The organism is Burkholderia sp. LS-044, from assembly GCF_004803625.1.
GTDB lineage: Bacteria > Pseudomonadota > Gammaproteobacteria > Burkholderiales > Burkholderiaceae > Burkholderia > Burkholderia cepacia.
In genome coordinates this window covers 53,642-80,187 of the sequence record NZ_SSWO01000023.1, presented here as the reverse complement: position 1 = coordinate 80,187, position 26,546 = coordinate 53,642, and the positions used below count along the sequence as shown (strand labels likewise).

Annotated in this window: 23 protein-coding genes; 21 read left to right on the top strand and 2 right to left on the bottom strand. The window is 60.9% G+C overall.

What is annotated here, in order from left to right:
• Positions 1 to 30: 30 nt before the first annotated feature.
• From E9536_RS36965 to E9536_RS36950, 4 genes are all read left to right on the top strand, one after another.
• Positions 31 to 1,596 carry a class I adenylate-forming enzyme family protein gene (locus tag E9536_RS36965; RefSeq protein ID WP_136472584.1) on the top strand — a complete coding sequence of 522 codons (1,566 nt, stop codon included), beginning with the start codon at positions 31 to 33 and terminating at the stop codon, positions 1,594 to 1,596.
• Positions 1,597 to 1,631: 35 nt separating this feature from the next.
• Positions 1,632 to 3,113 (top strand): NADP-dependent succinate-semialdehyde dehydrogenase, encoded by a 1,482-nt coding sequence (gabD, locus tag E9536_RS36960; protein ID WP_136472582.1) that lies wholly within the window; start codon positions 1,632 to 1,634, stop codon positions 3,111 to 3,113.
• A gap of 140 nt (positions 3,114 to 3,253) precedes the next feature.
• Positions 3,254 to 4,909 (top strand): MFS transporter, encoded by a 1,656-nt coding sequence (locus tag E9536_RS36955; RefSeq protein WP_136472580.1) that lies wholly within the window; start codon positions 3,254 to 3,256, stop codon positions 4,907 to 4,909.
• Positions 4,910 to 4,943: 34 nt separating this feature from the next.
• A complete protein-coding gene (locus E9536_RS36950) occupies positions 4,944 to 5,483 on the top strand; it encodes a phenylacetic acid degradation protein PaaY (RefSeq protein ID WP_136472578.1) in 540 nt (179 codons plus the stop codon).
• Positions 5,484 to 5,662: 179 nt separating this feature from the next.
• Here E9536_RS36950 and E9536_RS36945 read toward each other — a convergent pair whose 3' ends face one another.
• Together E9536_RS36945 and E9536_RS36940 are read right to left on the bottom strand one after the other, a co-directional pair.
• Complete coding sequence (locus tag E9536_RS36945; protein WP_136472576.1) at positions 5,663 to 6,250, bottom strand: hypothetical protein; 588 nt, start codon at positions 6,248 to 6,250, stop codon at positions 5,663 to 5,665.
• Between the two features lie 23 nt (positions 6,251 to 6,273).
• On the bottom strand, positions 6,274 to 7,119 hold the full coding sequence (locus E9536_RS36940; protein WP_136472574.1) for a hypothetical protein: 846 nt from the start codon (positions 7,117 to 7,119) through the stop codon (positions 6,274 to 6,276).
• 167 nt (positions 7,120 to 7,286) lie between these two features.
• On the opposite strand from E9536_RS36940, the gene E9536_RS36935 reads away from it, so the two are divergent.
• The 17 genes from E9536_RS36935 (at position 7,287) to E9536_RS36855 (ending at position 26,485) form a co-directional block, all read left to right on the top strand.
• The gene (locus tag E9536_RS36935) at positions 7,287 to 8,186 is read left to right on the top strand and encodes a sugar-binding transcriptional regulator (protein ID WP_077178949.1); all 900 of its coding nucleotides are present in this window, start codon (positions 7,287 to 7,289) and stop codon (positions 8,184 to 8,186) included.
• A gap of 388 nt (positions 8,187 to 8,574) precedes the next feature.
• Entirely contained in the window at positions 8,575 to 9,903 is a 1,329-nt protein-coding gene (locus E9536_RS36930; protein ID WP_125333403.1) for a homoserine dehydrogenase, read from the top strand.
• A gap of 7 nt (positions 9,904 to 9,910) precedes the next feature.
• A complete protein-coding gene (locus E9536_RS36925; RefSeq protein WP_136472572.1) occupies positions 9,911 to 10,942 on the top strand; it encodes a thiamine pyrophosphate-dependent dehydrogenase E1 component subunit alpha in 1,032 nt (343 codons plus the stop codon).
• Positions 10,935 to 11,930: an alpha-ketoacid dehydrogenase subunit beta gene (locus E9536_RS36920; protein WP_125333405.1), complete on the top strand. Its 996-nt coding sequence runs from the start codon at positions 10,935 to 10,937 to the stop codon at positions 11,928 to 11,930. Before E9536_RS36925 ends, E9536_RS36920 begins: the two co-directional genes overlap by 8 nt.
• A 1-nt stretch (position 11,931) precedes the next feature.
• Positions 11,932 to 13,242, top strand: coding sequence for an acetoin dehydrogenase dihydrolipoyllysine-residue acetyltransferase subunit (locus E9536_RS36915; RefSeq protein WP_125333406.1), 1,311 nt, complete (start codon positions 11,932 to 11,934; stop codon positions 13,240 to 13,242).
• Between the two features lie 12 nt (positions 13,243 to 13,254).
• Positions 13,255 to 13,998, top strand: coding sequence for an SDR family oxidoreductase (locus E9536_RS36910; protein ID WP_136472570.1), 744 nt, complete (start codon positions 13,255 to 13,257; stop codon positions 13,996 to 13,998).
• A 160-nt stretch (positions 13,999 to 14,158) separates the two neighbouring features.
• Positions 14,159 to 14,575: a transcriptional regulator GutM gene (locus tag E9536_RS36905; RefSeq protein WP_168799615.1), complete on the top strand. Its 417-nt coding sequence runs from the start codon at positions 14,159 to 14,161 to the stop codon at positions 14,573 to 14,575.
• An 83-nt stretch (positions 14,576 to 14,658) separates the two neighbouring features.
• Complete coding sequence (locus tag E9536_RS36900; protein ID WP_062885851.1) at positions 14,659 to 15,213, top strand: PTS glucitol/sorbitol transporter subunit IIC; 555 nt, start codon at positions 14,659 to 14,661, stop codon at positions 15,211 to 15,213.
• Between the two features lie 44 nt (positions 15,214 to 15,257).
• Entirely contained in the window at positions 15,258 to 16,274 is a 1,017-nt protein-coding gene (locus E9536_RS36895; protein ID WP_125333409.1) for a PTS glucitol/sorbitol transporter subunit IIB, read from the top strand.
• A gap of 19 nt (positions 16,275 to 16,293) precedes the next feature.
• Positions 16,294 to 16,671, top strand: coding sequence for a PTS glucitol/sorbitol transporter subunit IIA (locus E9536_RS36890; RefSeq protein WP_062885849.1), 378 nt, complete (start codon positions 16,294 to 16,296; stop codon positions 16,669 to 16,671).
• A 51-nt stretch (positions 16,672 to 16,722) separates the two neighbouring features.
• Entirely contained in the window at positions 16,723 to 18,699 is a 1,977-nt protein-coding gene (gene ptsP, locus E9536_RS36885; RefSeq protein ID WP_211097522.1) for a phosphoenolpyruvate--protein phosphotransferase, read from the top strand.
• Between the two features lie 872 nt (positions 18,700 to 19,571).
• A complete protein-coding gene (locus tag E9536_RS36880; protein WP_168799614.1) occupies positions 19,572 to 21,002 on the top strand; it encodes an APC family permease in 1,431 nt (476 codons plus the stop codon).
• A gap of 214 nt (positions 21,003 to 21,216) precedes the next feature.
• On the top strand, positions 21,217 to 22,356 hold the full coding sequence (locus E9536_RS36875) for an MFS transporter (protein ID WP_062885846.1): 1,140 nt from the start codon (positions 21,217 to 21,219) through the stop codon (positions 22,354 to 22,356).
• A 165-nt stretch (positions 22,357 to 22,521) separates the two neighbouring features.
• Positions 22,522 to 23,508 carry a threonine/serine dehydratase gene (locus E9536_RS36870; protein WP_136472566.1) on the top strand — a complete coding sequence of 329 codons (987 nt, stop codon included), beginning with the start codon at positions 22,522 to 22,524 and terminating at the stop codon, positions 23,506 to 23,508.
• A gap of 51 nt (positions 23,509 to 23,559) precedes the next feature.
• The gene (locus E9536_RS36865; RefSeq protein ID WP_136472564.1) at positions 23,560 to 24,627 is read left to right on the top strand and encodes a DUF4392 domain-containing protein; all 1,068 of its coding nucleotides are present in this window, start codon (positions 23,560 to 23,562) and stop codon (positions 24,625 to 24,627) included.
• Positions 24,624 to 25,097 carry a RidA family protein gene (locus E9536_RS36860; protein WP_125333413.1) on the top strand — a complete coding sequence of 158 codons (474 nt, stop codon included), beginning with the start codon at positions 24,624 to 24,626 and terminating at the stop codon, positions 25,095 to 25,097. Before E9536_RS36865 ends, E9536_RS36860 begins: the two co-directional genes overlap by 4 nt.
• Positions 25,098 to 25,168: 71 nt before the next feature.
• Positions 25,169 to 26,485, top strand: coding sequence for an MFS transporter (locus E9536_RS36855; protein ID WP_211097521.1), 1,317 nt, complete (start codon positions 25,169 to 25,171; stop codon positions 26,483 to 26,485).
• Positions 26,486 to 26,546: the final 61 nt, after the last annotated feature.

The window sequence follows — 26,546 nt, the reverse complement described above, 5'->3', positions numbered from 1 at the left end:
AATCCGAAGGCGACGCTCGAGGAGACAAACGTGATTCATACCGAGCTTATTGTGCCTGTCCACGAATTGCTCAAACGCCATAAAGAGCGCACTCCGGACAAGACCGCATTCGAGGACGCACGTACGTCCGTCACCTATGCGGAACTGGACGCAATGACGGCGCGCCTTGCGACGCACTTCCAGCGGGCGGGCGTGCAGGCCGGCGATCGCGTCGCCATCGTGCTGCCGAATTCGGTCGAATGGGCGGTGAGCTGCCTCGCCTGCGTCCGCGCCGGCGCGATCGCCGTGCCGATCAACCACGAGGCGACCTCGCCGGAGATCGAGTATCGGCTGGACGATGCACGTTGCACGGCACTGGTGACGAGCGATGCGCGCGAACGGGAATTGCGCGCGGTCGGTGCGTCGGTTGGCTCGGTCAACGAATACGTGACCGTGTCGTGGTCGTCGCAGCCCGTCGTCGGTACGCCATTTGCAGTCGCGACGGCACGCGGCGCCCCGAGTGAGCCGCTGGATCCGGACGCGGTCGACGATCCGGCATTCGTGATCTACACGTCGGGAACGACCGGCAAGCCCAAAGGCGTCCTGCTGTCGACGCGCGGCATGCTGTGGGTCGCCGCCGCATGTTGGGCTCCGATTGCCGGCCTGACGGGCAACGATCGCATATTGAGCGCGCTTCCGCTTTATCACTCGTATGCGCTGAACTTTTCGGTGCTGAGCGTGCTCGCAGTCGGCGCGACCGCGTACCTGATGGAGAAGTATTCGTCGAGCGAAATCCCGCGGCTGCTGTCTGACGGGCGCTTTACCGTCATGCCCGGCGTGCCGACGATGTTCCACTACCTGCTTGAATCCGCGCGGGCGAGCGGCGGCGGCTCGCTGCCCGGGCTGCGGTTATGCGTATCGGCCGGTGCGATACTGCCGGGCACGACGAATCGCGAATTCGAAAACATGTTCGGCCTAAAGCTGCTCGACGGCTACGGCATTACCGAAACCTCGACTATGGTCACGATGAACTGGCCGACCGGTGCGCGCGTATTCGGCTCGTGCGGTCTGCCGCTGCCGGGCGTAGCGGCGCGCGTCGTCGATCCTGTTGCGTTGCGCGATGTCCGTGTCGGGGAAGAAGGCGAGTTACTCGTTCGCGGCCCCAATGTGATGAAGGGATACCTGAACAAGCCAACGGAAACCGATGCGGCATTGAGCAACGGCTGGTATCGCACGGGCGACTTGGCACGCTTTGATGCGAACGGCTATATCACCATCACGGGGCGCCTCAAGGAAGTAATCATTCGGGGCGGCCAGAACATCTCACCGGCCGAGATCGAAGAGGTGGTCTGCGAGTACGACGGCGTTCACGATTGCGCGGTCGTCGGTATGCCGCATGCGCATCTCGGCGAGGTGCCGGTGGTGTTCGTCGTCGAGCGAGCCGAGGGCGCTGTGGATGTCGCGGCGCTGCTCGCGCACTGCAGTCTCCATCTGTCGGCTTACAAGGTGCCGTCCGCGATTCATGTGACGGCGGAAATTCCGCGGACCGGATCTGGGAAGGTCATGCGGTTCAAATTGCGCGAAGCCGTACAACCTGCCGAGCACGGTGACGCCTGACGCATTTCAGCTATCCTCTGACTGGAGAAGTATTGATGTGGACAATTTCATTGAGCGGACAGGTAACACTTCGGAATCCTGATCTGGTGAGGAATGCGTGCCTGATCGCAGGCGAATGGATTCACGCCGACCAGGGAGACACGATCGACGTGCGCAATCCGTCGACTGGGCAGTCGCTCGGGACGGTGCCGCGCATGGGGCGAAATGAAACATTGCGCGCGATCGACGGTGCCAATGCCGCGCTGGCCGAATGGCGCTCGCGTACGGGCAAGGAGCGTGCGGCAGTTTTGCGTCGCTGGTATGAACTGATGGTCGAGAATCAGGATGATTTGGCCGCGATCATGACGGCTGAGCAGGGCAAGCCGCTTTCGGAAAGTCGTGGGGAAATCACCTATGCCGCGTCGTTTCTGGAATGGTTCGGCGAGGAGGCCAAGCGTGCCTATGGCGACACGATACCAGGGCATACGCGCGACAAGCGCATCGTCGTGCTGAAGCAACCCGTCGGCGTGTGCGCTGCGATCACGCCGTGGAATTTCCCGGCGGCGATGCTGACGCGCAAGATCGGGCCGGCGCTGGCCGCTGGTTGCACGATGGTATTGAAACCGGCAAGCCAGACGCCATTCTCCGCGCTTGCGCTCTGCGTGCTGGCGGAGCGTGCCGGCGTACCAAAGGGGGTGATCTCGTGCGTGACTGGCGCGGCGGCGGAGATCGGCGAAACGTTGACGGCCAGCCCGATCGTCCGCAAGGTCTCGTTCACCGGATCGACGGAAATCGGCAAGATTCTGCTGGCGCAATGCGCGTCGACCGTCAAGAAGGCATCGATGGAACTGGGCGGCAACGCGCCGTTCATCGTATTCGACGATGCGGATCTCGATGCGGCGGTGAAAGGTGCCATCGCGTCGAAGTATCGCAATGCGGGGCAGACCTGCGTATGCGCCAACAGGCTGCTGGTTCAGGACGGCGTGTATGACACGTTTGTCGAAAAACTGTCGGCGGCCGTGCAATCCATGCGTGTCGGCGACGGATTCGAGGACGGTGTCGCGATCGGTCCTCTGATCGATGAGCATGCCGTCGCGAAGGTTGTGGAGCACGTCGACGACGCGATATCGAAGGGCGCGCGTGTCGTAGTCGGCGGAAAGCGGCATCAGAAGCGCGGCAACTACTACGAGCCGACGATTCTTGCCGATGTGACGCCGTCGATGCGGATCTTTCGCGAGGAGACATTCGGTCCCGTCGCCCCCATTTTCCGGTTCAGTACCGACGACGAGGCGATCGCGCTCGCCAACGACACCGAATTCGGTCTTGCTTCCTATTTCTACAGCCGGGATATCGGCCGCGTGCTCAAAGTGGCCGAGGCGCTCGAGTACGGCATCGTAGGCATCAACGAAGGCCTGATCTCGACCGAAGTCGCACCGTTCGGCGGCGTCAAGGAGAGCGGGCTCGGACGCGAGGGATCGAAGTACGGCATCGAGGACTACCTCGAGCTCAAGTATCTGTGCATGGGCGGAATCGCCTGACGCTCGGTGCGGCACCTGAGTGCATCGACGCTTCGGTGCCGGTTCATCGTGAATGCTTCAATGGAGGAATCTCGCGCAATAAAGTCCAGCAATGAAAGTTAGACAACAACGATGAATCCATTGGTTTGGAGGAGCTAGATATGTCAACGGTCAATGTGGCAGTGCCTGCGTCGCGGATGTCCCGTGACGAAAAACGGGTGGTTTTCGCATCTTCGTTAGGTACGGTGTTCGAGTGGTACGACTTCTTTCTCGCTGGCTCGCTGGCGACGTTCATTGGCAGGCACGTTTTCTCCGGTGTCAACCCGACCGCGGGATTCATCTTTACGCTGCTGAGCTTTGCTGCGGGGTTCGCGGTGCGGCCTCTCGGGGCGATCGTATTTGGACGTCTGGGCGACCTTGTCGGCCGCAAGTACACGTTCCTCGTGACGATCGTCTTGATGGGCGGCTCGACGTTTCTCATCGGGTTGCTGCCGGGCTTTGCCACTATCGGGATCGCTTCGCCGATCCTGTTTGTCGCGATGCGGATGATTCAAGGGCTCGCGCTTGGCGGCGAATATGGCGGCGCGGCGACCTATGTCGCGGAGCATGCGCCGAATGACCGGCGCGGTGCATGGACCGCCTGGATCCAGATGACCGCGACGCTCGGGCTGTTCCTGTCGCTGGTGGTCATTCTGGGTGTGCGAACCACGACAGGCGAAGGTCCGTTCGCATCGTGGGGATGGCGAGTGCCATTCCTGATGTCCATCGTCCTGCTCGGGATATCGGTGTGGATCCGCCTTCAGTTGCACGAGTCGCCGGCATTCGAGCGCATGAAGGCCGAGGGCAGTCGCTCGAAGGCACCCGTAGCCGAGGCATTCGGGCAATGGAAGAACCTCAAGCTGGTGTTGGTCGTGTTGTTCGGGCTGACGGCGGGGCAGGCAGTCGTCTGGTATACGGGGCAGTTCTACACGCTGTTCTTTCTGACGCAGACGCTCAAGCTCGAGGGTTCGACGTCGAATGTGATCCTTGCCATCGCACTCATGATCTCGGCTCCGTTCTATGTCGTGTTCGGTTCATTGTCCGACCGGATCGGACGCAAGCCGATCATCCTGATTGGTTTCGCGCTGGCGGCCGCCACGTACTTTCCCCTGTTCAAGGGGCTGACGCACTTCATCAATCCCGCGCTGGAGACGGCACAACGGAATGCGCCGATCGTGGTGAAGGCATCTCCTCTCGAGTGTTCGTTCCAGTTTAATCCGGTTGGTACGGCGACCTTTACCAGTTCATGCGATATCGCCAAGAGTGCGCTATCGAAAGCCGGGCTGAGCTACCGTAACGAACCGGCGCCGCCGGGAGAGCGGGCCGCGATCGTCGTCGGCGGCAGCGTCATTGCGTCATACGATGGAAAAGCCGCCGACGCAGCTATGCAAGCGCGTGATTTCGATCGGGCGCTGCAGCGTGCGCTGCACGATAACGGCTATCCGGCGAAGGCCGATCCGGGCAAGATCAATTGGCCGATGGCGATCCTTCTGCTGGCGATCCTGATGATCTACGGCACGATGGTCTACGGGCCGATCGCGGCCATGCTCGTCGAGTATTTTCCGACACGGATCCGCTACACGTCGATGTCGTTGCCATATCACATCGGCAACGGATGGTTCGGTGGATTCCTGCCGGCTTCCGCATTCGCGATCGTCGCGGCAAACGGGAACATCTATTCCGGCCTCTGGTATCCGATCGTCATTGCGGCCGCTTCGCTAATCGTTGGGGTCTTGTGCTTGCGCGAGACGCGCGGCACCGATATCTGCGCCAACTGACCAGACAACATATCGATACGGAGTCAAGCGGATCATGGCGTTATACGAATATCGAGGCGTGGCCCCGCGCGTTCATGCGTCCGCTTACGTACACCCGAGTGCGAGCATCATCGGTGACGTGATCGTCGGCGCCGGTTGCTATATCGGGCCCGGAGCGTCGCTACGTGGGGATTTTGGCGCCATTCGTGTCGGCGAGGACAGCAACGTACAGGACAACTGTACGTTGCATGTCGGGCACGGAATGACATGTTTGCTGGGTGAACGGTCTCATGTCGGCCACGGCGCCGTGGTACATGGCGCACGTCTGGAGCGCAACGCGCTGATCGGGATGAATGCCATCGTGATGGACGACGCGATAGTCGGAGATTCTGCCATCGTGGCGGCGTGCGCGTTCGTCAAGTCGGGAATGGAGGTGCCGGCACGAGCGCTGGTCATGGGCGTGCCGGCACGGATCGTCCGCGTACTGACCGATGCGGAGCTGCGAGAGAAGGTCGAAGCGACGAACCGCTACTGCAAACTCGCGGCATCGAGTTTGGCAACGATACGCAGGATCGATATGCCGATCTGTGGCTGAGCCGAGTGATATTGCCGGAATTCGACAGCCCCCCGACCGTCGCGAACGGAATACGGCGATGGACGATTGTCTCGATCGGCTTTTGCGGCGGAGTGCCGCAAATGTTCGTTGTCGGCACTAAAGAACGTAGCCGTGCAGTGCGCCGTGGACGTGCGCGCACTGCACGATTCTCATACGAATCAATCGACCCCCGCCGTGCGGTGACCAGCATAGTACGGGGTGCGCCAGTTTGGCGTTATGCCCATGAAGTCGTCGAAATATGCAATGGCCAGCATCGGCTCTTCGAGCAAATTCTCGCGATATGATTGCCAGATCTTGACCTGTCCGATTTTTTCGGACGGTTCGACGACTTTTCCACATTCCTGCCGTGATACTTTTTTGACGAGCTCAACGCAAAAATGAGTCAGTGCGAATCCTGTCGGCCACCAGTCTGCAATTTCGCTGCTCGATTTCTTATGTGGAATGACGGTCACCGATGTGTCTCGGACGGCTTTGAATTTCAATAGTTCGGCGAGCAGCGCGCCGATGCAGAACTGAAAATAGTCAGCCGCGTTCTTGTGTAGGTAAAACTCGCTGTCTTCGAGGATTTGAGTCCACGCGACGAACGCTTGTGTGAAGTGTCGATCATCGAGTTCGAGCAACACACCGGAATTTTTTGAGTAGTCGTCGCAATACTGCTGAAGAAGCAGTCTGCAAGATGACAGTTTGGTGAGAGCCGGCCATACGCGATGTATGGACCTTGCGATCGGTTCGTGTTCGTCTACCAAGATGCTTCTCCGGCGCATTGACTTCACAGGTAGCTGACAATTCTGGAAAACTCGCGCTGCATCGCGTCGTCCGGATTTTTCGATCGCAATGCCGCTCGAATTCGCGACTCGGAAGCACCTACGAGATCGGCCGCGAAGCGAAGCAGCGCGTCGGGATCGGACGGAAGCGCTTCAGGCTGAACAATTCTTGCGCACCCGGTGATACCGAGTAATAGAAAAACATATACGTTCGGCTCGGATACCAGCCACCACGGCGCGACGACATCAGGCAATTCATCGAATCGTGCGCTTCGAATCGGATGGCGGTCGATTAGCGATAACGTGAGCCGGGAATACGCACGACAGATATCGTCGGAAAATTCATCCGGCGACGCCTCGACCTGGATTTCCGATATGCCTTTCAACACGTTGTGCGCGCCGCGCAGGCTGCTGAATGCGTCATTGATGCGGTGTTCAAATATAAGGACGTCCGTCGCACCCGCGTGCAGGATGAATCGCTTCGCAGCTGCGTAATAAAGTGCCGAGCAGTGGCGGATCAGCTTTGTATCCGCGGAATCGCGAATGATGCGTTCCAGGCCGCCGTCGAAGCTGACCGGCGCTTTCCAGTGATCCTGCAGTGGGGGAATCGCATGACCTGCATACGTTTCGGCCGTTTCGAGCAGTGTGTCCGCGATATGGCCGACGGAGCCAAGAAATTGCGGCAACGGCGGCAAGTTCGCGCGGTGGCTAGCGGTTCGCTGAGAATCGGACCCAGAGCCGGGGACGTTTCGCGCCGCGTATCGAAGTTGCCGCGCACAATCCATCAATGCAAGGCGAACCTGACTGAGATCCTGAACGATGTGCGATGGCGTCAATGACTTGGGTTCCATGGCTGCCTCGAGGATGAAACATTTGAAGTTAAGATAGCACATTTGTTCAGTGTCATTGATCACGTTAATTTAGGGGAGGAAGCGTGCCGAGAGCCCGAACCAAGCACCGAGAAGAGGCCATCGACGAACAAAGTCCTGCGCGCAGACTGCGACTGCGCGCGGCGTGGATGTACTTCGTGGAGGAGATGACGCAACACGAGATCGCACAGAAACTCGGCATTGGTCGGGTGACGGTCGTGCGCCTGCTGGCCGCTGCGCGCGAGCGAAACGAGGTAAAAATTTCGATTGGTGATCGCCTGGTCGAATGCGTGGATCTCGAACGGCAACTCGAGGAGCGATTCGGAATCGCGGAAGCGATCGTCGTACCGTTGTCAGCGCGAGACGCGGATGCCACCGCCCCGGTGAGCGCTGCCGCTGGCGAATATGTATCGTCGATGGTGCGGTCGAACATGAAAATCGGCGTCGGTTGGGGACGCACCCTTGTCAGTTCGCTGTCGTACATGGGTGAGCGCCCAGTCGAAAACGTCTCGGTAGTTTCACTGCTGGGCGGCATCATGAAAGCCCGACATTTCAACCCGGCCGAGTTCGCTTGGCGTTTCGCGACGCTGTATCAGGCGGACTGCTACCTGATGACTGCGCCGTTGGTGGTCGACAGCCCGGAGACCCGGCGCACGCTCATCGAACGCTGCGGCCTCCGGGACATTTTCGATCTGGCGAGATCCCTTGACGCGGTCGTGCTCGGCGCTGCGGGCACCGGCCCGGAGGCAACTGCGCATCGATCGCGGTTCATCAGCGATGCTGATCGCGAATCAGTGATCAAAGCCGGTGCCGTGGGCGATCTGCTTTTCAACTTTTTCGACGCCAACGGACAACTAGTTGACCATCCTATCAACGAGCGTGTGATGTCCGTGCCGCTCGACATCGTCAAGCAAGTGCCGGTGCGCGTTCTTGCAGCGGGCGGCGTCAGCAAGGTGCCGGCGCTGGGCGGCGCTCTGAGGTTATTGCGTCCGTCCGTATTGATCACCGATCAATACGCCGCGGCGGACTTGCTGAAACTCGCGGACTAACCTTCGAGCGGAAAGGTCGCCGCTACCTTTCCGCACTCCGCGCTCATCACTTCTGCCGAGAGAAGCGCGCTCTCTCACCCTCCCTCGTTCGCGGCGACGGCAGCGATGCTGCGCCGCATCAACGTCTGTATCAGTGCTCGCCGCTGGGTTGGCACTCGCGTCAGCGAGCCTGCGGCGCGACTCCTTCTCTATCAGACCCCAGATTTTTGCGCGCTAGGAATAACCCTAGCTGCGCGCTTTTTGCCGCTCGGTTGCTTGTACCTTTTATGAACAAAGTGCTATTGTAAAAAACAAATGTGCACTTAATGTCGCGGCGATCCAGGTTGCAGACGCGGGTTAATGGCACATGCCTGCGCAAGCGCGCGTCACTACCCAGGAGACATCGTCGATGCTCAACATCATTCCCAGCGGCCTGGCGGCCGACCTCAAAGCTCGTGCCCAATTGGGCAGACCTATCCGAATCGGCTTGATCGGCTCCGGCGAAATGGGCACGGACATCGTGACCCAGGTCCGGCAAATGGAAGGTCTTGAGATCGGCGCGATCGCGGACCTCCGTGTCGACGCCGCATGCGAAGCGGTTCGAGTCGCCAATCAGGCGGACGAAGGCTATCGCGTCGTCGGGACCGGCTCGGGGATTTCGCAGGCGATCGAGGCCGGATCGATCGCCATCACGCAAGACTCGAATGCGATCTGTACCAACGATCAAATCGACGTGGTGATCGATGCGACCGGCAAACCGGCGGTGGGCGCGCAGATTGGGCTGCTGGCCATGGAGCACGGCAAGCATCTCGTGATGATGAACGTCGAAGCCGATGTGACCATCGGCGCATACCTGCGTCGTGAAGCGGAGCGGCTGGGCGTCGTGTACACGCTGGGTGCTGGCGATGAGCCGAGCTCGACGATCGAGTTGATCGATTTCGTCAGCGCGCTCGGTTATCCGATCGTTGCCGCGGGCAAGGGCAAGAACAACCCGCTGAATATCGACGCGACACCGGACGACTACATGGCCGAAGCCAAGGCGCGCAACATGAATCCGCGCATGCTGGTGGAGTTTGTCGACGGTTCGAAGACCGCGGTCGAAATGGCGGCGATCGGAAATGCGACCGGGCTGATTCCGGATGTCGCCGGCATGCACGGTCCCGCGGCCACGCTCGACCAACTGCATGAGGTGCTTTGTCCGGTGGCGGACGGCGGGATCCTCACCCAAAAGGGTGTAGTCGATTACACCATCGGAAAGGGCGTCGCGCCCGGGGTATTCGTCGTTGCCGAACTTGCACATCCTCGCCTGCGCGAGCGCATGGCAGACCTCAAGCTCGGCAAGGGGCCGTATTACACGTTTTATCGCCCGTATCACCTGACGAGTCTCGAGGTTCCGCTCAGTTGCGCGCGCGCCGTCCTGTACGGCAAAGCCGACATGCGGCCGCTCCCCGTTCCGGTGGTCGAGGTTTGCGCGGTGGCGAAGCGAGACCTGAAAGTCGGTGACCGACTCGACGCGATCGGCGAATTTACGTACCGCGCGTGGGCCATCGCGGCGGACGACGCGCTTGCGCAGCGCGCGGTTCCATGTGGCTTGCTGGAAGGCGGCACCGTCACCCAAGCGATCCGCAAGGGCGAATTGCTGACGTACCAGAACGCCGCGGTCGACGCGAACGCACCGATCGTCAAACTGCGCCAGCGCCAGGACGAAATGGTCCGCGGTGCGCGTGCCGCCGCTTGAGGAGAAGATGATGGGATTCGTTGCAGAGAAGATCGAAGGAATGCCCGAAGTCTATCGGCATGTCTCGGTGCAAGCGCTGCGTGACGCGCTGAAGAAGATGCAACTCGTGCGTCGATTCGAGGAGAGCGCGGAGCAGGCGTATATGCGTGGGCTGATTCACGGGACGATGCACCTGTCTATCGGGCAGGAAGCTTCCGCGATCGCGATGACGATGCTCCTGACCGATGATGACTACATCACGTCGACGCATCGGGGGCACGGCCACTGCATCGGCAAAGGTGCAGATCCGAAACGCATGTTCGCCGAATTCTTCGGTAAGGAGACGGGGTATTGCCGGGGGCGGGGCGGTTCGATGCACATCGCGGATGTGAGCCGCGGAAATCTCGGCGCCAACGGTATCGTGGGGGGAGGCTTGCCTATTGCGGTCGGCGCGGCGCTGTCGATCAAGAAGCAGCGCAAGAACTCGGTTGTGGTGTGTTTTTTCGGCGATGGCGCGAACAATGAAGGTGCGTTCCATGAATCGCTGAATTTCGCCGCGATCTGGAAGCTGCCGGTGATTTTCGTCTGTGAAAATAACCGGTACGGCATGTCGATGTCGGTCGAACGTTCGACGGCCGTCAGTCGGATCTCGCAGCGCGCGGCTGCGTATGACATGCCCGGCGTAACTGTCGACGGCAACAGCTTCGGCGACGTGTTGACGGCGGCTGAAGGCGCGATCGAGCGTGCACGAAAAGGCGAGGGGCCGACACTCATCGAGTGCGAGACATACCGCATTCGCGGCCACTCCAAGAGCGACCGGAACCGCTATCGCACCCGCGAAGAGATCGAGTCCTGGGGCGCAAGGGATCCCATTGCGAAATTCGAGCGGCAGTTGGTGGAGCTTGGGCTGATCGATGCCGCAGCGGTGCAAGCAATCCACGCGGAAGTCGAGGAAGAAATCAAGGCGGGTCTGGACTACGCGCAGAACAGCCCGGCACCGGACATCGCCGAGTTGACGCGCTATGTATATACGGAGAACGGGGGGAACGACCATGAGTGACCAGCGCGAACTGACTTACGCTCAGGCGATTCATGAGGCAATGGGCATCGCAATGGAGCGAGACGAGCGCGTGTTCCTGATGGGCGAGGATATCGGAGTCTACGGCGGTGCGTTCCAGGTGACCGGTGACCTGTTTCAGCGCTTTGGTGCGGAACGTGTCATGGACACGCCCATCGCGGAGCTGGCAGGCGCCGGCATTGCGGTCGGTGCGGCCATGACCGGTTGCCGGCCGATCTACGAATTCCAGTTTTCGGACTTCGCAACGCTTGCGATGGAACAAATCGTAAACCAAGCCGCGAAGATGCGTTACATGCTGGGCGGAGAAGTCTCGGTGCCGGTTGTGATGCGCTTTCCGGCCGGTTCCGGGACGGGTGCCGCAGCCCAGCACAGCCAGAGCCTCGAGGCCTGGTTCGCGCACGTTCCCGGATTGAAGGTGGTGCAACCCAGTACGCCCCATGACGCGAAGGGATTACTGCTTGCTGCGCTCGAGGATCCCGATCCGGTGATGATCTTCGAACACAAGCTCCTGTACAAGAGCAAGGGCATCGTGCCGGAGGGCTACTATGTGGAGCCGATCGGCAAGGCCGTCGTTCGCCGCGAGGGGCGGGATGTCACGATCGTCGCGACTTCGATCATGACCGTGCGTTCGCTGGAAGCGGCAGACGCGCTGCAGCAGGAAGGCATCGACGTGGAAGTGATCGATCTGCGCAGCATCCGGCCGATCGACCGCGAGGCGATCATCGACAGCGTAAGCAAGACTTCGCGTCTGGTATGTGTGTACGAAGGTGTTCAGCAACTGGGCATAGGCGCCGAGATCGCGTCGATCGTTTGCGAAAGCGACGCCTTCGATTATCTGGACGCACCGATCGTCCGGCTGGGCGGCGTGGATTGTCCGTTGCCTTACAACCCGCAGCTCGAGAAGGCTGCCGTGCCGCAGGTGCCCGACATCGTCGAGGCGGTTCGGCATATCGTCGGTCGGAGGGGCTGAGATGGCGACCGAAGTGATCCTTCCTCGCGTCGACATGGACATGACAGAGGGCACGATTACCGCTTGGTATGTCAAGGACGGCGACACGATCAGGCAGGGCGAGCCGATCTTCGACATCGAGACCAGCAAGGCCACGATGGAAGTGGAGGCCCCGGCGAGCGGCACGGTCCGGCAGATTACCGCCAGCGTCGGTGATACGGTCCCCGTCGGAACCGTGATCGCATGGATCTATGCCAATGGTGAGACCGTCATCGAGCAGGACGTCGGCACAACCGCATCAGGCGTTGCCGAGCCTGACGCTGCGGCTGAACTCCCGATCCATCGTCGCGCGGACGTCGCAGATGCAGCATTGCCGGGTGATATCAGCGACAGGCGGATTCGCGCGACGCCCGCCGCTCGACGGGCTGCTCGCGAAAGCGAAATCGACTTGGGCAGCCTGCAGGGATCCGGTCCGCATGGGCGGATTATCGAAAATGACGTGCGCGCTGTCGCCGCTGGGCGCGGTGGTTCACGTGAAGTGGTGGCCGGCGCGAGCCAGCAAGGCGCGCTCAATCGGGTCTGGCTGCAGCGCGGCGGCCCGGCGACGCTGGTGTTTCTGCATGGATTCGGGGCCGAGGCGAATAGTTGGCGCCCGTTCTTCAATGCGTTGCGCGACGCCGGCCTTGCGAAGAATCTCGATGTACTGTCGATCGATCTGCCCGGACATGGAAAATCGCCGGCCGATGCTGCCGCATCGCTGGAGAACATCGTCGACGCGATTGGCGCTACGCTGGCGGCAGAAGATGTCGCGCACTGCCATCTCGTCGGGCATTCGTTCGGCGGGGCTATCGCGATTGCGTTGAGCGCTTCGCGCCATGTGCGTGTGTCGTCGTTGACGCTGGCTTCACCGGCCGGGCTGGGTACCGAATGCAACGGTGCGTTCTTGCGCGGGCTGACGCAAGCCGCTGATCGAACCAGTCTTATGAGATGGCTGCGGGAATTGGTCGCGCGTCCCGGTGTGATCGACGACGCGTTCATCGCGACGGCAGAGCAGCAATTGTCGAGTGAGGCAAAACGTGTGACGCTTGCGTCAATCGCAGATACGTTCTTCCCGGGCGGCCAGCAGAAGATCGACCTGCGAGAGGTCATCGCGTCGCTGACGATGCCTGTTCGCGTCGTCTGGGGGGCGTCGGACAAAATCATTCCGATTACGCACACGAACGGCCTGCCTGGCCGGATTGCGCAGCACCGCTTCGCGGACATCGGTCATTTGCCGCACGTCGAAGCGCTGGCTGATGTGGTCGGTATCGTCGGCGAGCAACTGTCACGGTAGGCGGAGCCATTCATGAACCTGGAGCTTGACGGCAAGATCGCGCTGGTGACGGGGCTCTCGTCCCCGATCGGCGACGAGGTGGTCCGTGCCTTGCGTACCGCCGGCGCAACGGTGCTTACGCAGCGGGCACGCGCTCTCGAACTGGTGGGTGAAACGGGAGACGGTCAAGCGAATGTCAACGGTACGCCGCCGGAAATCTTCACGGCGCGGCGTGCGGTCGAACTGGTCGAACGTACCGTTCTCGAATTCGGGAGGCTCGATATCGTCGTCCATAACGGCTGCGCGCGGGTGGGCGGGGGAGGCGATCTCGAGATTCCCGAACGAGAAATCGATCAGGCGTACGCCGAGTGCGTCAAGGCTGCGCTTTACATAGCCCATGCCGCGGCGTCGCAGTATCGGCGAGTCAAGCGAGGCGTGATCGTCAATATCGCGCCGACCGCCGAAGCCGATTCTTGGTGCGTGCCGTGGCAGAGCGCCTGTACCGCGGCGCTCTGTCAGCTATCCCAAGCACTGGGGCAACGATTGAAAGGTGACGGGATCCGCGTCAATGCCGTCTGTCCAACGGTACCTTCTTACGATGAGTTTCGCCGCGTCTCACGGGGAGCGACGCTGCATCCGGCCCCGCTGCCATCGATCCCGAGGCGAGAGGATGGCATGTCCGCCGCGGTGCGTGCCGCTCTCTTCCTGGCTTCGGATGCGTCACACTACATCTCGGGTCTCGTGTTCCCGATCGAGGTCAATTCGGGTTTTTGTTAGAAGAATCGTTTCTACGAGCTTCGTGTCGCGTTTTCCCGTATTTACCCGAAAATGAACAATTGTATTATTCAAATAAACATTTGTTCAAATGGCGGCGCGAAATTGCCCGCCAGATTCGTACCGTTTGTTAAAGCAGCTCGCGCGAGGCAGGAGACACGCAATGGAACTCGTACGGTTTGGTTTACTGGCATTGGCGGTTACGTGGGCGCTGCAGCTCATCGCCGGGTGGGTCCATATGCGCTACTACAGGGACACGCTCAGAAAGACGGCGAGCACGTGGGGCGACGGGTTCCTCGGCGTGGGAACGTTCAAGCCGCGGATCGGGCGCGGCGCGGTTGCGATCGTCGTCATTAGTGACGATCTCATTGTCAGGCAAGTATTGGCCATGTCCGGACTGACTGTGTTTGCTCGCTTTGAAGCGCTTTCCGGATTCAACGGCGGGTCGATCGGCGAGTTTCAGCAACATGTGGCGTCCTCAGCGCTTGCGCCGCGTCTCAGGCACGCGCTTCACAGCGCGCTCGACATGGCTTGCAGAACCGCGAACGTCAGCCATCCTATCGGTGCCGTGATTGAGTAGACGAACGCTGTAAAGAATGCAGGTCGCCGCGCTGTTTTGATTCACGCATCTGTCGCACATCACAACTTCATCAGGAGACAACCATGAATCCGCTGGATTTTCTTACTCATGCCGCCGAGGCGTTCATCGGTGTATTCAACGCAGGCGGAAAGACGTTCGTCGGTTTTGTTACAGGTATTTTGCCGACACTGATCGTGCTGCTCACCGCGGTCTATACGATCATCGCGCTGGTGGGAGAGCAGCGGATTCAGGGATTAGCTCGTTTCCTTTCGAAGAACATCGTGACGCGATATTCGCTGTTGCCTTTACTCGCGATGTTCTTTCTAACCAATCCGATGGCCTACACGTTCGGCGTCTTCCTTGAAGAGCGTCACAAACCCGCGTTCTACGATTCCGCAGTGTCCTTGTGTCATCCGATCACTGGCTTGTTTCCGCACTGCAATCCCGGTGAGCTTTTCGTCTGGCTCGGTGTGGCAGCAGGTATCACGAAGCTCGCTGAAACACATGCCGCACCGTTTTCATTGCCGAAACTCGCGCTCTTCTACCTGGGCGTCGGCCTTTTCGTCAATCTCCTGAAAGGAGTGCTGACCGAAGCGATCACACGCATGATCGCGAAGCGCGAAGGCCTGACGCTTTGAACTCGACACTATAAAACACGAGAAATCATCTGGAGGAGAAGGAAATGGATGCGCGTACGTACAAGGCGGTTGAGGTTCGAAAAGGGCCAAACGGCTGGGGCGGTCCACTCGTCATCGCACCGACGGTGGAGCGCAACAAGATCGTGGCCGTAACCGGAGGAGATATTCCGAAGGTAGCACAGCGGCTGGCGGATTTGACCGGAGCAACAGTTGTCGACGGCTTCCGCAATCCACCGCTCGAATCGGAAATCGCGGCTGTCGTCATCGATTGCGGGGGAACCGCGCGGTGCGGCGTATATCCGCGAAAGCGCATCCCGACTGTCAATCTGAGTCCGGTCGGGCAGTCGGGTCCGCTTGCGCAGTTCATTACCGAAGACATCTATGTGTCCGGCGTCGAATTGAACAGCTTGCAGTCCGTCGACGACGACGCGTCGAACGTCGACGCACATCGCGCCGCTTTCACGAGCGGTGACACACCGGCCGCCGCAACGCCGTCACCGGCGCAACCGCACACCGGGGCAAGCCACGGCGGCTTCGTCGGGATGATCACGTCGGTCGGCCGCGGCATGGGCGGCGTCGTGAATGTGCTGTTCACGAGTGGCCGCAAGTCGATCGATACCGTCATTCGCAACGTGCTGCCGTTCATGGCGTTCGTGACGATGTTGATCGGCGTGATCAATTCGACCGGGGTGGGAACCGGGCTCGCTCATCTGCTTTCGCCGCTGGCGGGCAATATCGTGGGGCTGGTGATCCTGTCGGCGATCTGCGGTCTTCCGTTCCTGTCGCCCGTACTCGGACCGGGTGCCGTGATCGCGCAGGTCATCGGCGCGGCAATCATCGGGCCGGCCATCGGCAATGGCACGATTCCGCCGCATATGGCGCTGCCGGCGCTGTTCGCGTATGACACCCAGGTCGGTTGTGATTTCGTGCCGGTCGGGATGGCACTCGGCGAAGCGAAACCGGAGACGATTCGCGTCGGCGTGCCGGCCGTACTGATCAGTCGCCAGATCATGGGGCCGATCTCGGTGTTGATCGCCTGGGTGGTCAGCTTTGCTCTCTAAAAACATCTTGAGGTCACGCATGCATTACTACAAGACAATCATTTCCAGTATCGGCGAAGAGGTGGAATCCCTTCTCGAAGGTGGCGTGCTGATTTTGTATTCGGATGGCGCGCCTCCCGAACTGGCAGAGGTGTCGGTTCTTCACCGCGTAGAGCAGGCGCACAGCCACGCGCCGCGTATCGGTTCCGTGCTGCGCATCGGCGAAATTTCCGCGGTCGTGACCGCCGTGGGGCCGACGGCCTGGAACAAGGTGAGCGAACTGGGCCATGTCGTCATCACGTTCAATGGAGCCCATTCGGCAGAGCGCCCCGGCGAGATCTGCGCATCGACGGTCGATTATGAACGGCTCTTCAAGAGCATGCAGAAAGGGACCGTCATCGAGATCGTTGACGCCTGAATCGCGCCGACGTCAATCGTCGTCACCCACGGAATACGAAAAGGCATCGTCATGTTGGAAACTCAGGTTGTTGTCAAGGTACACGAGGGTCTGCACGCACGCCCCGCGACGCAATTCGCCAAGCTTGCGAAGGAGTTCAATAGCGCGCTGAAAATCGGGAGAGGCGATGCATGGGCGGACGCGAAGAGCGCTGTCAAGCTCATGTTGCTAGGTGTGAAGCAGGACGAGAAGATACTTCTCCGAGCGGACGGCGAAGACGAATGCGAGGCGCTCGACAGGCTGACGCAATTTCTGTCGAATGTCAGCGCAATCGTGCAGGGCGCCACCGTGCCGGACGGCCATCGCGGGTCCGACGGCTCAGCGACGGCTCCGCGAGCGTTCGAGCACACGGCCGCGGCGCGATCCGCTGACGATGCCAATTCTCCGGGCGCATTGAGAGGTGTTCCGGCGAGTGAAGGCCTGGCGTTCGGCAGTGCGCTCGCGTATGTGCGTGACGAGCTCGTGGTCGATCGCCAGTTCGTGTCGGAACACGAGGTAGCAGACGAGGCCATGCGATTCACCGCGACGCTCGAGTTCACTTTGGCTGCGATGCTTGAGCCGGGCGACGGGACGATGGGAAACGAGATCATCGAGGCGATCGCCGATGTCGCAAGGAGCGACGACTATGCGGGCACGATCCGCGAGCTAATCGCAACGCGGTGGAGCGCGGCGGCGGCTACGCTGAAATGCGGGCAGGATCTGGCGTTCGCGTTCGAATCGATGACGGACGAGTATCTTCGCAGCCGCGCCGACGACATTCGCGGCCTGACGCGCGAGATCGTGGCCGTGCTTCTCGGCAAGCAGCAAAAGTCTCTGCGGGAACTGGACGTGCCGAGCATCATCCTTGCCGAAGAATTGTCCGCGCCGGATCTGGCACGCGCGAACCTCGCCAATATCCTCGGGATCGTCTGCACATCCGGCAGTGCGACGTCTCATGTTGCGATCATCGCGCGCTCGCACGGCATTCCGGCAGTTCTGGGTCTGCCGATCGATAAGGACAGGCTGCGATCGGTCGCACGTGTATCGATTGACGGTACGACCGGGGAGGTCTGGCTCGACTATTCCGACGCGCATGAAAAGGAACTGTCGCGCCGTATCGACGCGCAGCGCGAACAGCAATCGGCGCTCCTTGCTTACCGGGACGTCGAGCCCTCCACGCGCGACGGACGCAAGATACTGATCGCCGCGAACATGGGTTCTCTGTCGGAACTTGACTCGGCCCTGCAAGCCGGCGCGATGGGCGTGGGGCTATTCCGTACCGAGCTTTTGTTCATGGACCATCAGCGCGTGCCTACGGAGGACGAGCAATACGAAGTTTATGCCACGCTCGCACAGCGCTTTCACCCGTGGCCTGTCATCATTCGGACGCTCGACGCTGGCGGCGACAAGCCGCTGCCGGGCATTCGCTTCCCGAAGGAGGAGAATCCATTTCTAGGGTGGCGAGGCATCCGGATGTGTCTCGACTGCCCCGAAGTGTTCGAGCCGCAACTGCGGGCGCTACTGCGTGCGGCTGCTCACGGAAACATCTGCGTGATGCTGCCAATGGTCGACGATGTCGACGAGGTTCGCCGCACGAAGGCGATCATCGAGCGCATCGCTGCGGAACTGACCGAAGCGAGGGTGCCGTTTGCGGTTCCGAAGCTCGGCATCATGATCGAGACGCCGGCTGCGGTTCTCACTGCCGATCTGCTGGCGCAGGAAGTCGCGTTCTTCTCGATCGGCACCAACGACCTTACGCAATACATCATGGCCGTCGATCGCATGAATCCCAGCCTTGCCTCGCTCTACAGGACCGAGCACCCGGCTGTCATTCAGGCGATCAAGATGGTATGCGACGCGGCGAAGCGGGCGCACATCAGTGTCGGCGTGTGCGGGGAAGCTGCGTCTCGGCCACACATGATTCCGGTGTTCGTGAACCTCGGGGTCGACGAACTCAGTATGAGTCCCAACTCGGTACTGCGCGCAAAGAAACTCGTGACGGAAATCTGACTTTCGATCGGGAAACGACAGAGGTGTGGCATCGACGATCCACAAGATTCGTATTTGCCACTGCTTCGCGGGCCCGGCTTGATACACGGACGGGCGGGCGACCTGTCTCGCCGCGCAGGTATCCCGCCTTGTCGGGCTATTTCACTATGCCTCCCGAGCTGCTTACCGGCCGACACGGCGCGATTCGAGGAGGCGATTTTGCCGGATGGAACTACCGTCCGGTCTTCTCGAACACGCGCAGCTTTCACACCCGAAAGCCGTTCGAGCTTTCTCCAAAATTGCCTGGTTTCCTTCCACGGCTCGTCCAGTCGGGCGTCTGTATCAAGGACGCGTGACGAGCCGCGAGGTGAAACGTCAGGCCGCACCCACCTGCAGCGAGGCTGCTCGCCGTGCTGAATCGGTTCTCCTGCGTCCGGCGCGTGCGGTCTCACCCCAGCTGCGTTTCACCCAGGCATACCGGGCGATGTCCGCGTGATCCCTGATCCTCATTTTGCCTTGTATTACCTGCCGGACGGTTGCCATCGCTACAGCCCTGTCTGACAACGGGTGACGGCATGCGCAACAGATTCGCGGCGATTGCGACGAACGACTTGGCCAAGTTTCGGACGCCGGGCAGGCTTACTGTCGCATTGATAAATTTTGGCGATCAGCGCAAATCGCGAATCGCAATTGGACCGCTTCAATTTGGAGGTGGACGATCGTTTCACTTGTCGTGAACAAAAAGCTTCTTGAAGCGAAATCGTGAGACAAATGTAGCGAAATAAACCGACAAATACCAGTCGTTGCTGCATTTCCCGGTGTTTTCGTACGGCGAAGATTCACATAATGACGGAGGTGGGACGGAGATGGAGATGAACATGCAAGAGATTCGCATGAGCGAATCTGCACCCAAAAAGTTGTCCGGAAACATGGGGCCGATCGGCCTGGCGCTGATGGTGCTTGCGTTCTCGGCACCTTTGACAACGGTGTCCGGTTATATCCCGTTCGCGCTGATGTTCGGAGGCGTCAGCAGTCCGATCCTGTTCGTCGTCGTCACGATCGTTCTGCTGTTCTTTTCCGTCGGCTACGTGACGCTCAACAACATCGTCAAGCGCCCGGGCGACTTCTATGCGTTCGTCAGTTTCGGCATCGGGAAGTCGACAGGCCTCGGTTCGGGCATTCTCGCGGCGGTGTCGTATTTTCTGCTGCTCGCCGGGGTGACGTCGTTCTTCGGCGTGTCCTGTTCCGATCTCCTTCATGAAACGACCGGCGCCGTGCTCCCGTGGTACATCCCGACGATCGCATGCTGGATGGCTTGCGGGATCCTCAGCTACCTGCATGTCGAGTTGTCGGCGAAGGTGCTGACATGGATCATGCTGCTTGAGATCGCGGTATGTCTCATCTTCTCGTTCTTCGTGCTGGCGAAGGGCGGCGCGGCAGACATCTCGGCAGCCGCGCCGTTTGCGCCAAGCCAGCTGTCGAAGAGCGCGAGCGTGCCGTTCTCGGTGCTGTTCATCGTCGGCTTCTTCATGGGATTCGAGGCGACCGCGCTGTTCCGGGACGAAGTCCGGATGCCCGACCGCACGATTCCGGTAGCCACGTATGGTGCGGTCATCTTCATCGGCGTCGTCTATACCATTTGTGCGTATGCGCTGATCATGGCCTATGGGTCGCATGTCCAGGACATCGCTACCAAGACCCCTGCCGCAATGTTTCCCGACGCATTCTCGAAGTTCGTCAGCGGCCGTCTCCATGTCGTGATCTCGCTGCTGGTGCTGACGTCGGCGTTCGCATCGGCGCTGTCCACGCAGAACGTGCTGGCCCGCTACATGCACAACCTCGGCACCGACGGCGCGCTGCCGCGATTCCTCGGCAAGGTTCATCCGAAGCACGAGTCGCCCTATCTCGCGTCGATCACGGTGTCGGTGATGGTGCTCTGCGTGCTGATCCCCTTCATCGCGATGGGCGCCAAGCCCGATCTGCTGTACGGGCAACTCTCCGGAGTCGGTACGTCGGGGATCGTCGTTCTGATGGCCATCGTCAGCATCTCGTCGCTGGTATGGTACGGCCGGAGCGGCAGGCACCAGGGCGTCAGCTTCTTCAAGTCGGCGGTCGCACCCGCCATTTCGTCGGTGTTCTTCATCGCGCTCGTCGTGCTGATTGCCCAGCACTTCGATGTTCTGGCCGGTGGTGATCCGGGTCAGTACGTGTGGATGTTCTACTGCTTGATCGGCGTGCTGCTCGTTGGCATCGCACTGGCTCAATACTTCAAGTACCTGCGCCCGGAAATCTTCGAGCGGCTTGGCCGCAGCCACAAGGACTGAATCGTTGAGCGACCGGGGCGGGACTGTTCTGCCTCATCCTGGGTCGTTTCTCCTTTGATCCCGAGCAATTTTTCGGGATCTTTTTTTATTTTCGGCTCGTCGTCCCCGGCGCGTCCGGCTGCCAGTAACGACGGGCGGTGCAGAAACGTCACGACCGGCTTCACTTCATCCGTTCATCCAGAAGACGTCCGACTTGTCGGACGCATCCCAGACCATGGTCTTCGAGACTGCAAGCGAAAACAAAAAACGGACTGCAACACGAGCATCATTTTTTCTCGCGGGAATCAGCGTCGCGACGTGGGCGCCGCTGGTGCCTTACGCGAAGGCACGGCTTGATGTCGACGAAGCGAAATTCGGCTTCCTGCTGCTCTTCCTGGGTATCGGGGCGGTCGGGTGCATGCCGCTCTGTCAGCGCGCGGTCGAGCGATTCGGTTGCCGCAAGGTCATCGGCGCGGGCGCCGCGATGATCTGCGCATCGCTTCCGCTCCTCGCGACGCTGTCCGGTATGCCGGCGATGGCGGTGACGCTGTTGATCTTCGGTGCCGGCCTGGGATTCGTAGATGTGGCGATGAACATCCAGGCGACGCTCATTGAACGACAAAGCGGCGAGCAACTGATGTCTGGTTTCCACGGCCTGTTCAGCGTCGGCGGAATTGCGGGCTCGCTGGTCGGTGGCTCGCTGTTGTCGGCCGGTGCGAATGCGCTCGGTGTAGCGGCAGCCATGGTTGTCGTCATCGCAGTGCTCATGTTTCGCTACGCGCGATTCCTGGAGCCGGCAGGGCCCCGCGAGCGCAAAGCCTCGGTATTGATCCTGCCGCAGGGCATCGTCGTCTTGATGGGGGCCATTGCGATCGGGTGCTTTCTCGTTGAAGGTGCGATGCTCGATTGGAGTGCGCTATTCCTGACCTCCGTGAAGTCGTATGCGCAGGATCGCGCAGGCTTCGGCTATACCGCATTCGCGATGACGATGGCGATCGGTCGACTCTTCGGTGACGCGTTGATTACCCGGTTCGGTCCGCGCGTGGTGATCGTATCGGGCGGGATCCTCGGTGCGGTCGGGATGTCCATCGCGATCGCTTCGCCGTCGGGCACGGGCGCGATCTTCGGGTTTGCCGTGTGCGGGGCTGGGTGCGCGAACATCGTACCCATCCTGTTCGCGGCCGCCGGGCGACAAACGGCCATGGATCCTTCTGCCGCAATTTCGTCGATCACGACATTAGGCTATGGCGGCAATCTGGTCGGACCGGCAATTGTCGGCTTCTTTGCGCATGCGATTGGCCTGCATCTTGCATTTGCGTTGCTCGCCGTGCTGCTTGTGCTCGCCGCGTTCGGCGGCCGGAATATCGAGTCGTGACGGGTTCGGTGTGCCCCGCTGATGAGTCGGGGCGCATGGTCGAACGTTCGGCGTGCGCCGCCGACCGATTACGAATTTCGATCAGTGAGCATTTTTGTTCTTCATTGGATTGAATCGGTCGAGGTTGATGTAATGCGCAGACGTCTTTCACCGTGAGCGAATGCCATGACCGATCTCTCATCCGGCGATTTCTCGGTCGCCGACATCGAAGCTGCCTATGTGCGCATCCTGCCGTTCGTCGTGCGAACGCCGCTGCTCGAGAGCGAGGCGCTCAACCGTGCGGCAGGGGCCCGTGTGCTCGTCAAGGCGGAAAGTCTTCAGAAGACGGGCTCCTTCAAGTTCCGCGGCGCGTGCAATCGCGTGCTGCAGATTCCGGCTGCCATGCGGCCGCGAGGCGTCGTCGCCTTCTCGTCGGGAAACCACGCGCTGGCGATCTCAGCGGTTTGCGCGCGATTCGGCATGCCGGCCACCATCATCATGCCGGCGGATGCACCCAAGGCAAAAGTCGAGGGGGCGCGGGCCTATGGCGCAACCGTGCGTCTTTATGACCGACAAACCGACGACCGGGAAGCAATTGGCCGGGACATTGCGGAGCGCACCGGCGCCGTGACCGTTCCCCCTTACGACGATCTCCAGGTGATGGCCGGGCAGGGCACCGTTGGTCTCGAGATCGTGCAGCAAACGCAGGCGATTTCGGTGGTCCCGGATATGGTTCTTGCCGCTGCCAGCGGCGGCGGTCTGGTCGCCGGGATCGCGACGGCGATCAACGCGTACTGTCGGCAAGCCCGTATCTACGCTGTCGAGCCGCACGGGTTCGACGATCACGCACGATCGCTGGCGAAGGGTGAGCAGGTTGGCAACGCCCCGGGCGCCACATCGATCTGTGATTCGCTGCAGGTCGCCTCGCCCGGCAAACGGACGTTCCCGATCAACAAGCGGCTGCTGGCCGGGAGTCTCGTCGTCGACGATGACGAGGTGCGTCGGGCGATGCGCGCGGCGTTCGAGACACTGAAGCTCGTCGTGGAACCCGGTGGCGCGGCGCCGCTCGCCGCGGTCCTTGCCGGAAAGCTCGAGGTAGCTGGAAAGACCATCGTGCTGGTGCTGAGCGGCGGTAACGTGGACCATGACGTCTTCGTCAGTGCACTGGCCTGACCGTCCGGCATTCATTTACCCAGAGCGCATTCCCGCCAGGAGGCAATTGCCATGCTGCAACCAGACAGCAAACAGTATCAACGTGTCGCACGCACGATCGACGAATTCATGGCGCTCGACTACACGGGCGTCGGGCTCATCGGCAACATCTACGAGGCGCTGCAGGAGCGGCAGCCGGGCTACGCATGCATGGGCGCGGCCGAACGAATCGTCGAGACGGTAAGGCGACAGGGCGGTCCGGTGCTTATCGCCACGGGATTCCCGGAGGGGGGCGGTGCGCCAGAAACCGATGGCCCGGTGGGCGCCGCGCTGATGGCGCGCGCATTCTTTCTGGGCCTTGGGGTGCCGACCGTCATCGTGATCGACGAGGACTGGGAGGAGATGATGGTGCAGACCTGCCGCGGTGCAGGGCTGGCGCCGATGCCCTTCCCGGACGACGGTGTGGTGAAGGGCATCGAATATCTGCGGTCCGTCTACATCCGCACCGTCCCCAAGGACACGGAAGGCAGTCATCGCGTTTCCGATGACCTGCTCGAGCGCACCCGGCCCAGCGTGATGATTTCTATCGAGCGCCCGGGTTGTAATGCGCTGGGGCTTTACCACGGCCTGGGCGGCCGCCCGCTCGACGGGCTCGTCGCCGACCTCGATTACTTGTTCTACCAGGGAAAGGAGCGAGGGATTCTACATATCGGCGTGGGCGATGGCGGCAACGAGCTCGGCATGGGCGTGATTGCGGCAGATCTGCCTACCTTCTCGCCGAAGGCGGCGTCGACCGGTGTTGAAGGGCGGGGCGGCGTTGCGGCGGTCAATGCGGCCGATCACCTCGTCGTCGCGAACGTATCCAACTGGGGCGCGACGGGCATCATTGCTGCGCTTTCGGCGCTGCTGGAGAACCCTTTCGTGTTTCACGATCCCGAACTCGAGATCCGCTGCATCGAATGTTGTGTCAATTCGGGCGGCGTCGACGGCATGTTCATGGCGCCCGAGCCCGCCGTTGATGGCATCAGCGCGGTCGAATGGGAGGGGTTGCTTCGTACACTGCGCGCGACTGTGCGCCGCACGCTGGGCGACTCGATCAACTGGCAGGGGGAGCGTGGCGACTGGAGGCAATTGAAATGACGGGGCAGACAACGATCGACGCTCGCCTTGCCGAACTGGGCCTCGGACTGCCGCCTGCGAGCGTGCCGCGCGGCAGTTATCTTCCGGTAGTGCGGTCGGGAAACATCCTCCAGATAGCGGGGCAGGGCCCGCGCCGCGGCGATGAGCTCCTTTATGCGGGAAAGGTCGGCATCGACCTCGGCGTGGAGGATGGGCAGCGTGCGGCACGGCTTTGTGCACTCAATATCCTGAGCCACATCGGACGAATGCTGGACGGCGATTTTTCCCGCGTCGTTCGGATCGTTCGGGTTGCCGGCGTCGTGCAGTGCGGCGCCGATTTTACCGAGCATGCGAAGGTGCTGAATGGTGCTTCCGACCTGTTCTTTGCCGTTCTCGGCGAAGCGGGGCGGCACGCGCGTATTGCGACGGGCGCCAATTCCTTGCCGTCCGGCATGGCCGTGGAAGTGGAAGCGACCGTAGAGATCGCCTGACGCTCGCCTATGTGGAATTCCGGACGCAAGCTGATCATGACGGTACGAAACCTGAAGGGAGAGAGGTGAGCATGCAATTCGATTCAGCAGCCGGTCCGGTCCGTGACGACGTGGAATCCGAAGGTACGTACCGGACGGTCGCCTTTCGGATCATGCCGTTTCTGATGCTGTGTTACGTCACGGCATATCTCGATCGCATCAACATCGGCTTCGCGAAGCTTCGGATGCTGTCGGATCTCGGGCTGACGGACGCGGCATACGGGCTGGGGGCCGGCCTGTTCTTCATCGGCTATTTCCTGTTCGAGGTTCCGAGCAACGTGCTGATGGCGAAGATCGGCGCGAAAAGAACCATCTCACGAATCATGATTCTCTGGGCGCTGATTTCGGCGGCCTTTGCGTTCGTTTCGACGCCAGCCCAGTTCTATGTGCTTCGCTTCCTGCTCGGAGTGGCCGAGGCGGGTTTTTACCCCGGCATCATCCTGTACCTTACATACTGGTTTCCGTCTGCGCGTCGCGCGAAGATGGTGGCGCTCTTCGTCGGTGCGGTGCCCTTGTCCGGCATGATCGGAGCGCCGGTATCGGGGGCGATCATGTCGGCGCTCGAGGGCGCGCATGGACTGGCAGGGTGGCAATGGCTCTTCGTCATCGAGGCGATACCGTCGATTGTGCTCGGGCTATTGACGCTCGTATTCCTCGACGACAGCCCGGCGTCCGCTCGCTGGTTGCGGGATCGAGACAGACATTTCATCGAGCGCGAGCTGGAGGCGGATCGTCGAGCGATAGACGGACAGGGCGCCGGGATGAGCCTGCGGCAGACGGTGACGAACCGCAAGGTCTGGCACATGACGCTCATCTGCTTCTGTTCGGCAATCTGCTCGTACGGCGTTTCGTTCTGGTTGCCTACGCTGGTCGCGCAGCTGGCACCGGGTGACGTCCTGCGAATAGGGTTCTACACGTCGTTGCCGTTCAGCACGGCATTTGTCGGAATGTATCTGATCGGGCGTAGCTCCGATAAACTGCGCGAACGCCGCTGGCATCTCGTGGTGCCGTTTCTGTGCGTGATCGCGGGGCTCGTCGCGAGCGTATTCACGCGTGGCGCGCCGGTTGTTGCATTGGCGGCGCTGTGTATCGCGGCCGTGGGTGCGTACAGTACGACGTCGATGCTGTTCTCGATTCCCGGGTTGTTCCTGACCGGGATCGGTATGGCAGCCGGTGTCGCCTTCATCAACTGCGTCGGCGGGCTGGGCGGATTCGTCAGCCCTTATGTCGTGGGCGTCGTCAAGGACATGACCGGGAGCACCGATTACGGCGTTTTCTTCATTGCGTTGATGGCTGCAATCGGCGTGGTGCTGACGCTGTACCTTCCGAAGAAGCTCGTCAATCACTGAGATGGATTGCCGTCGACACCTGTTGCGTCTGAACGATTGCGGGCCGGCATTTTCTTCATGT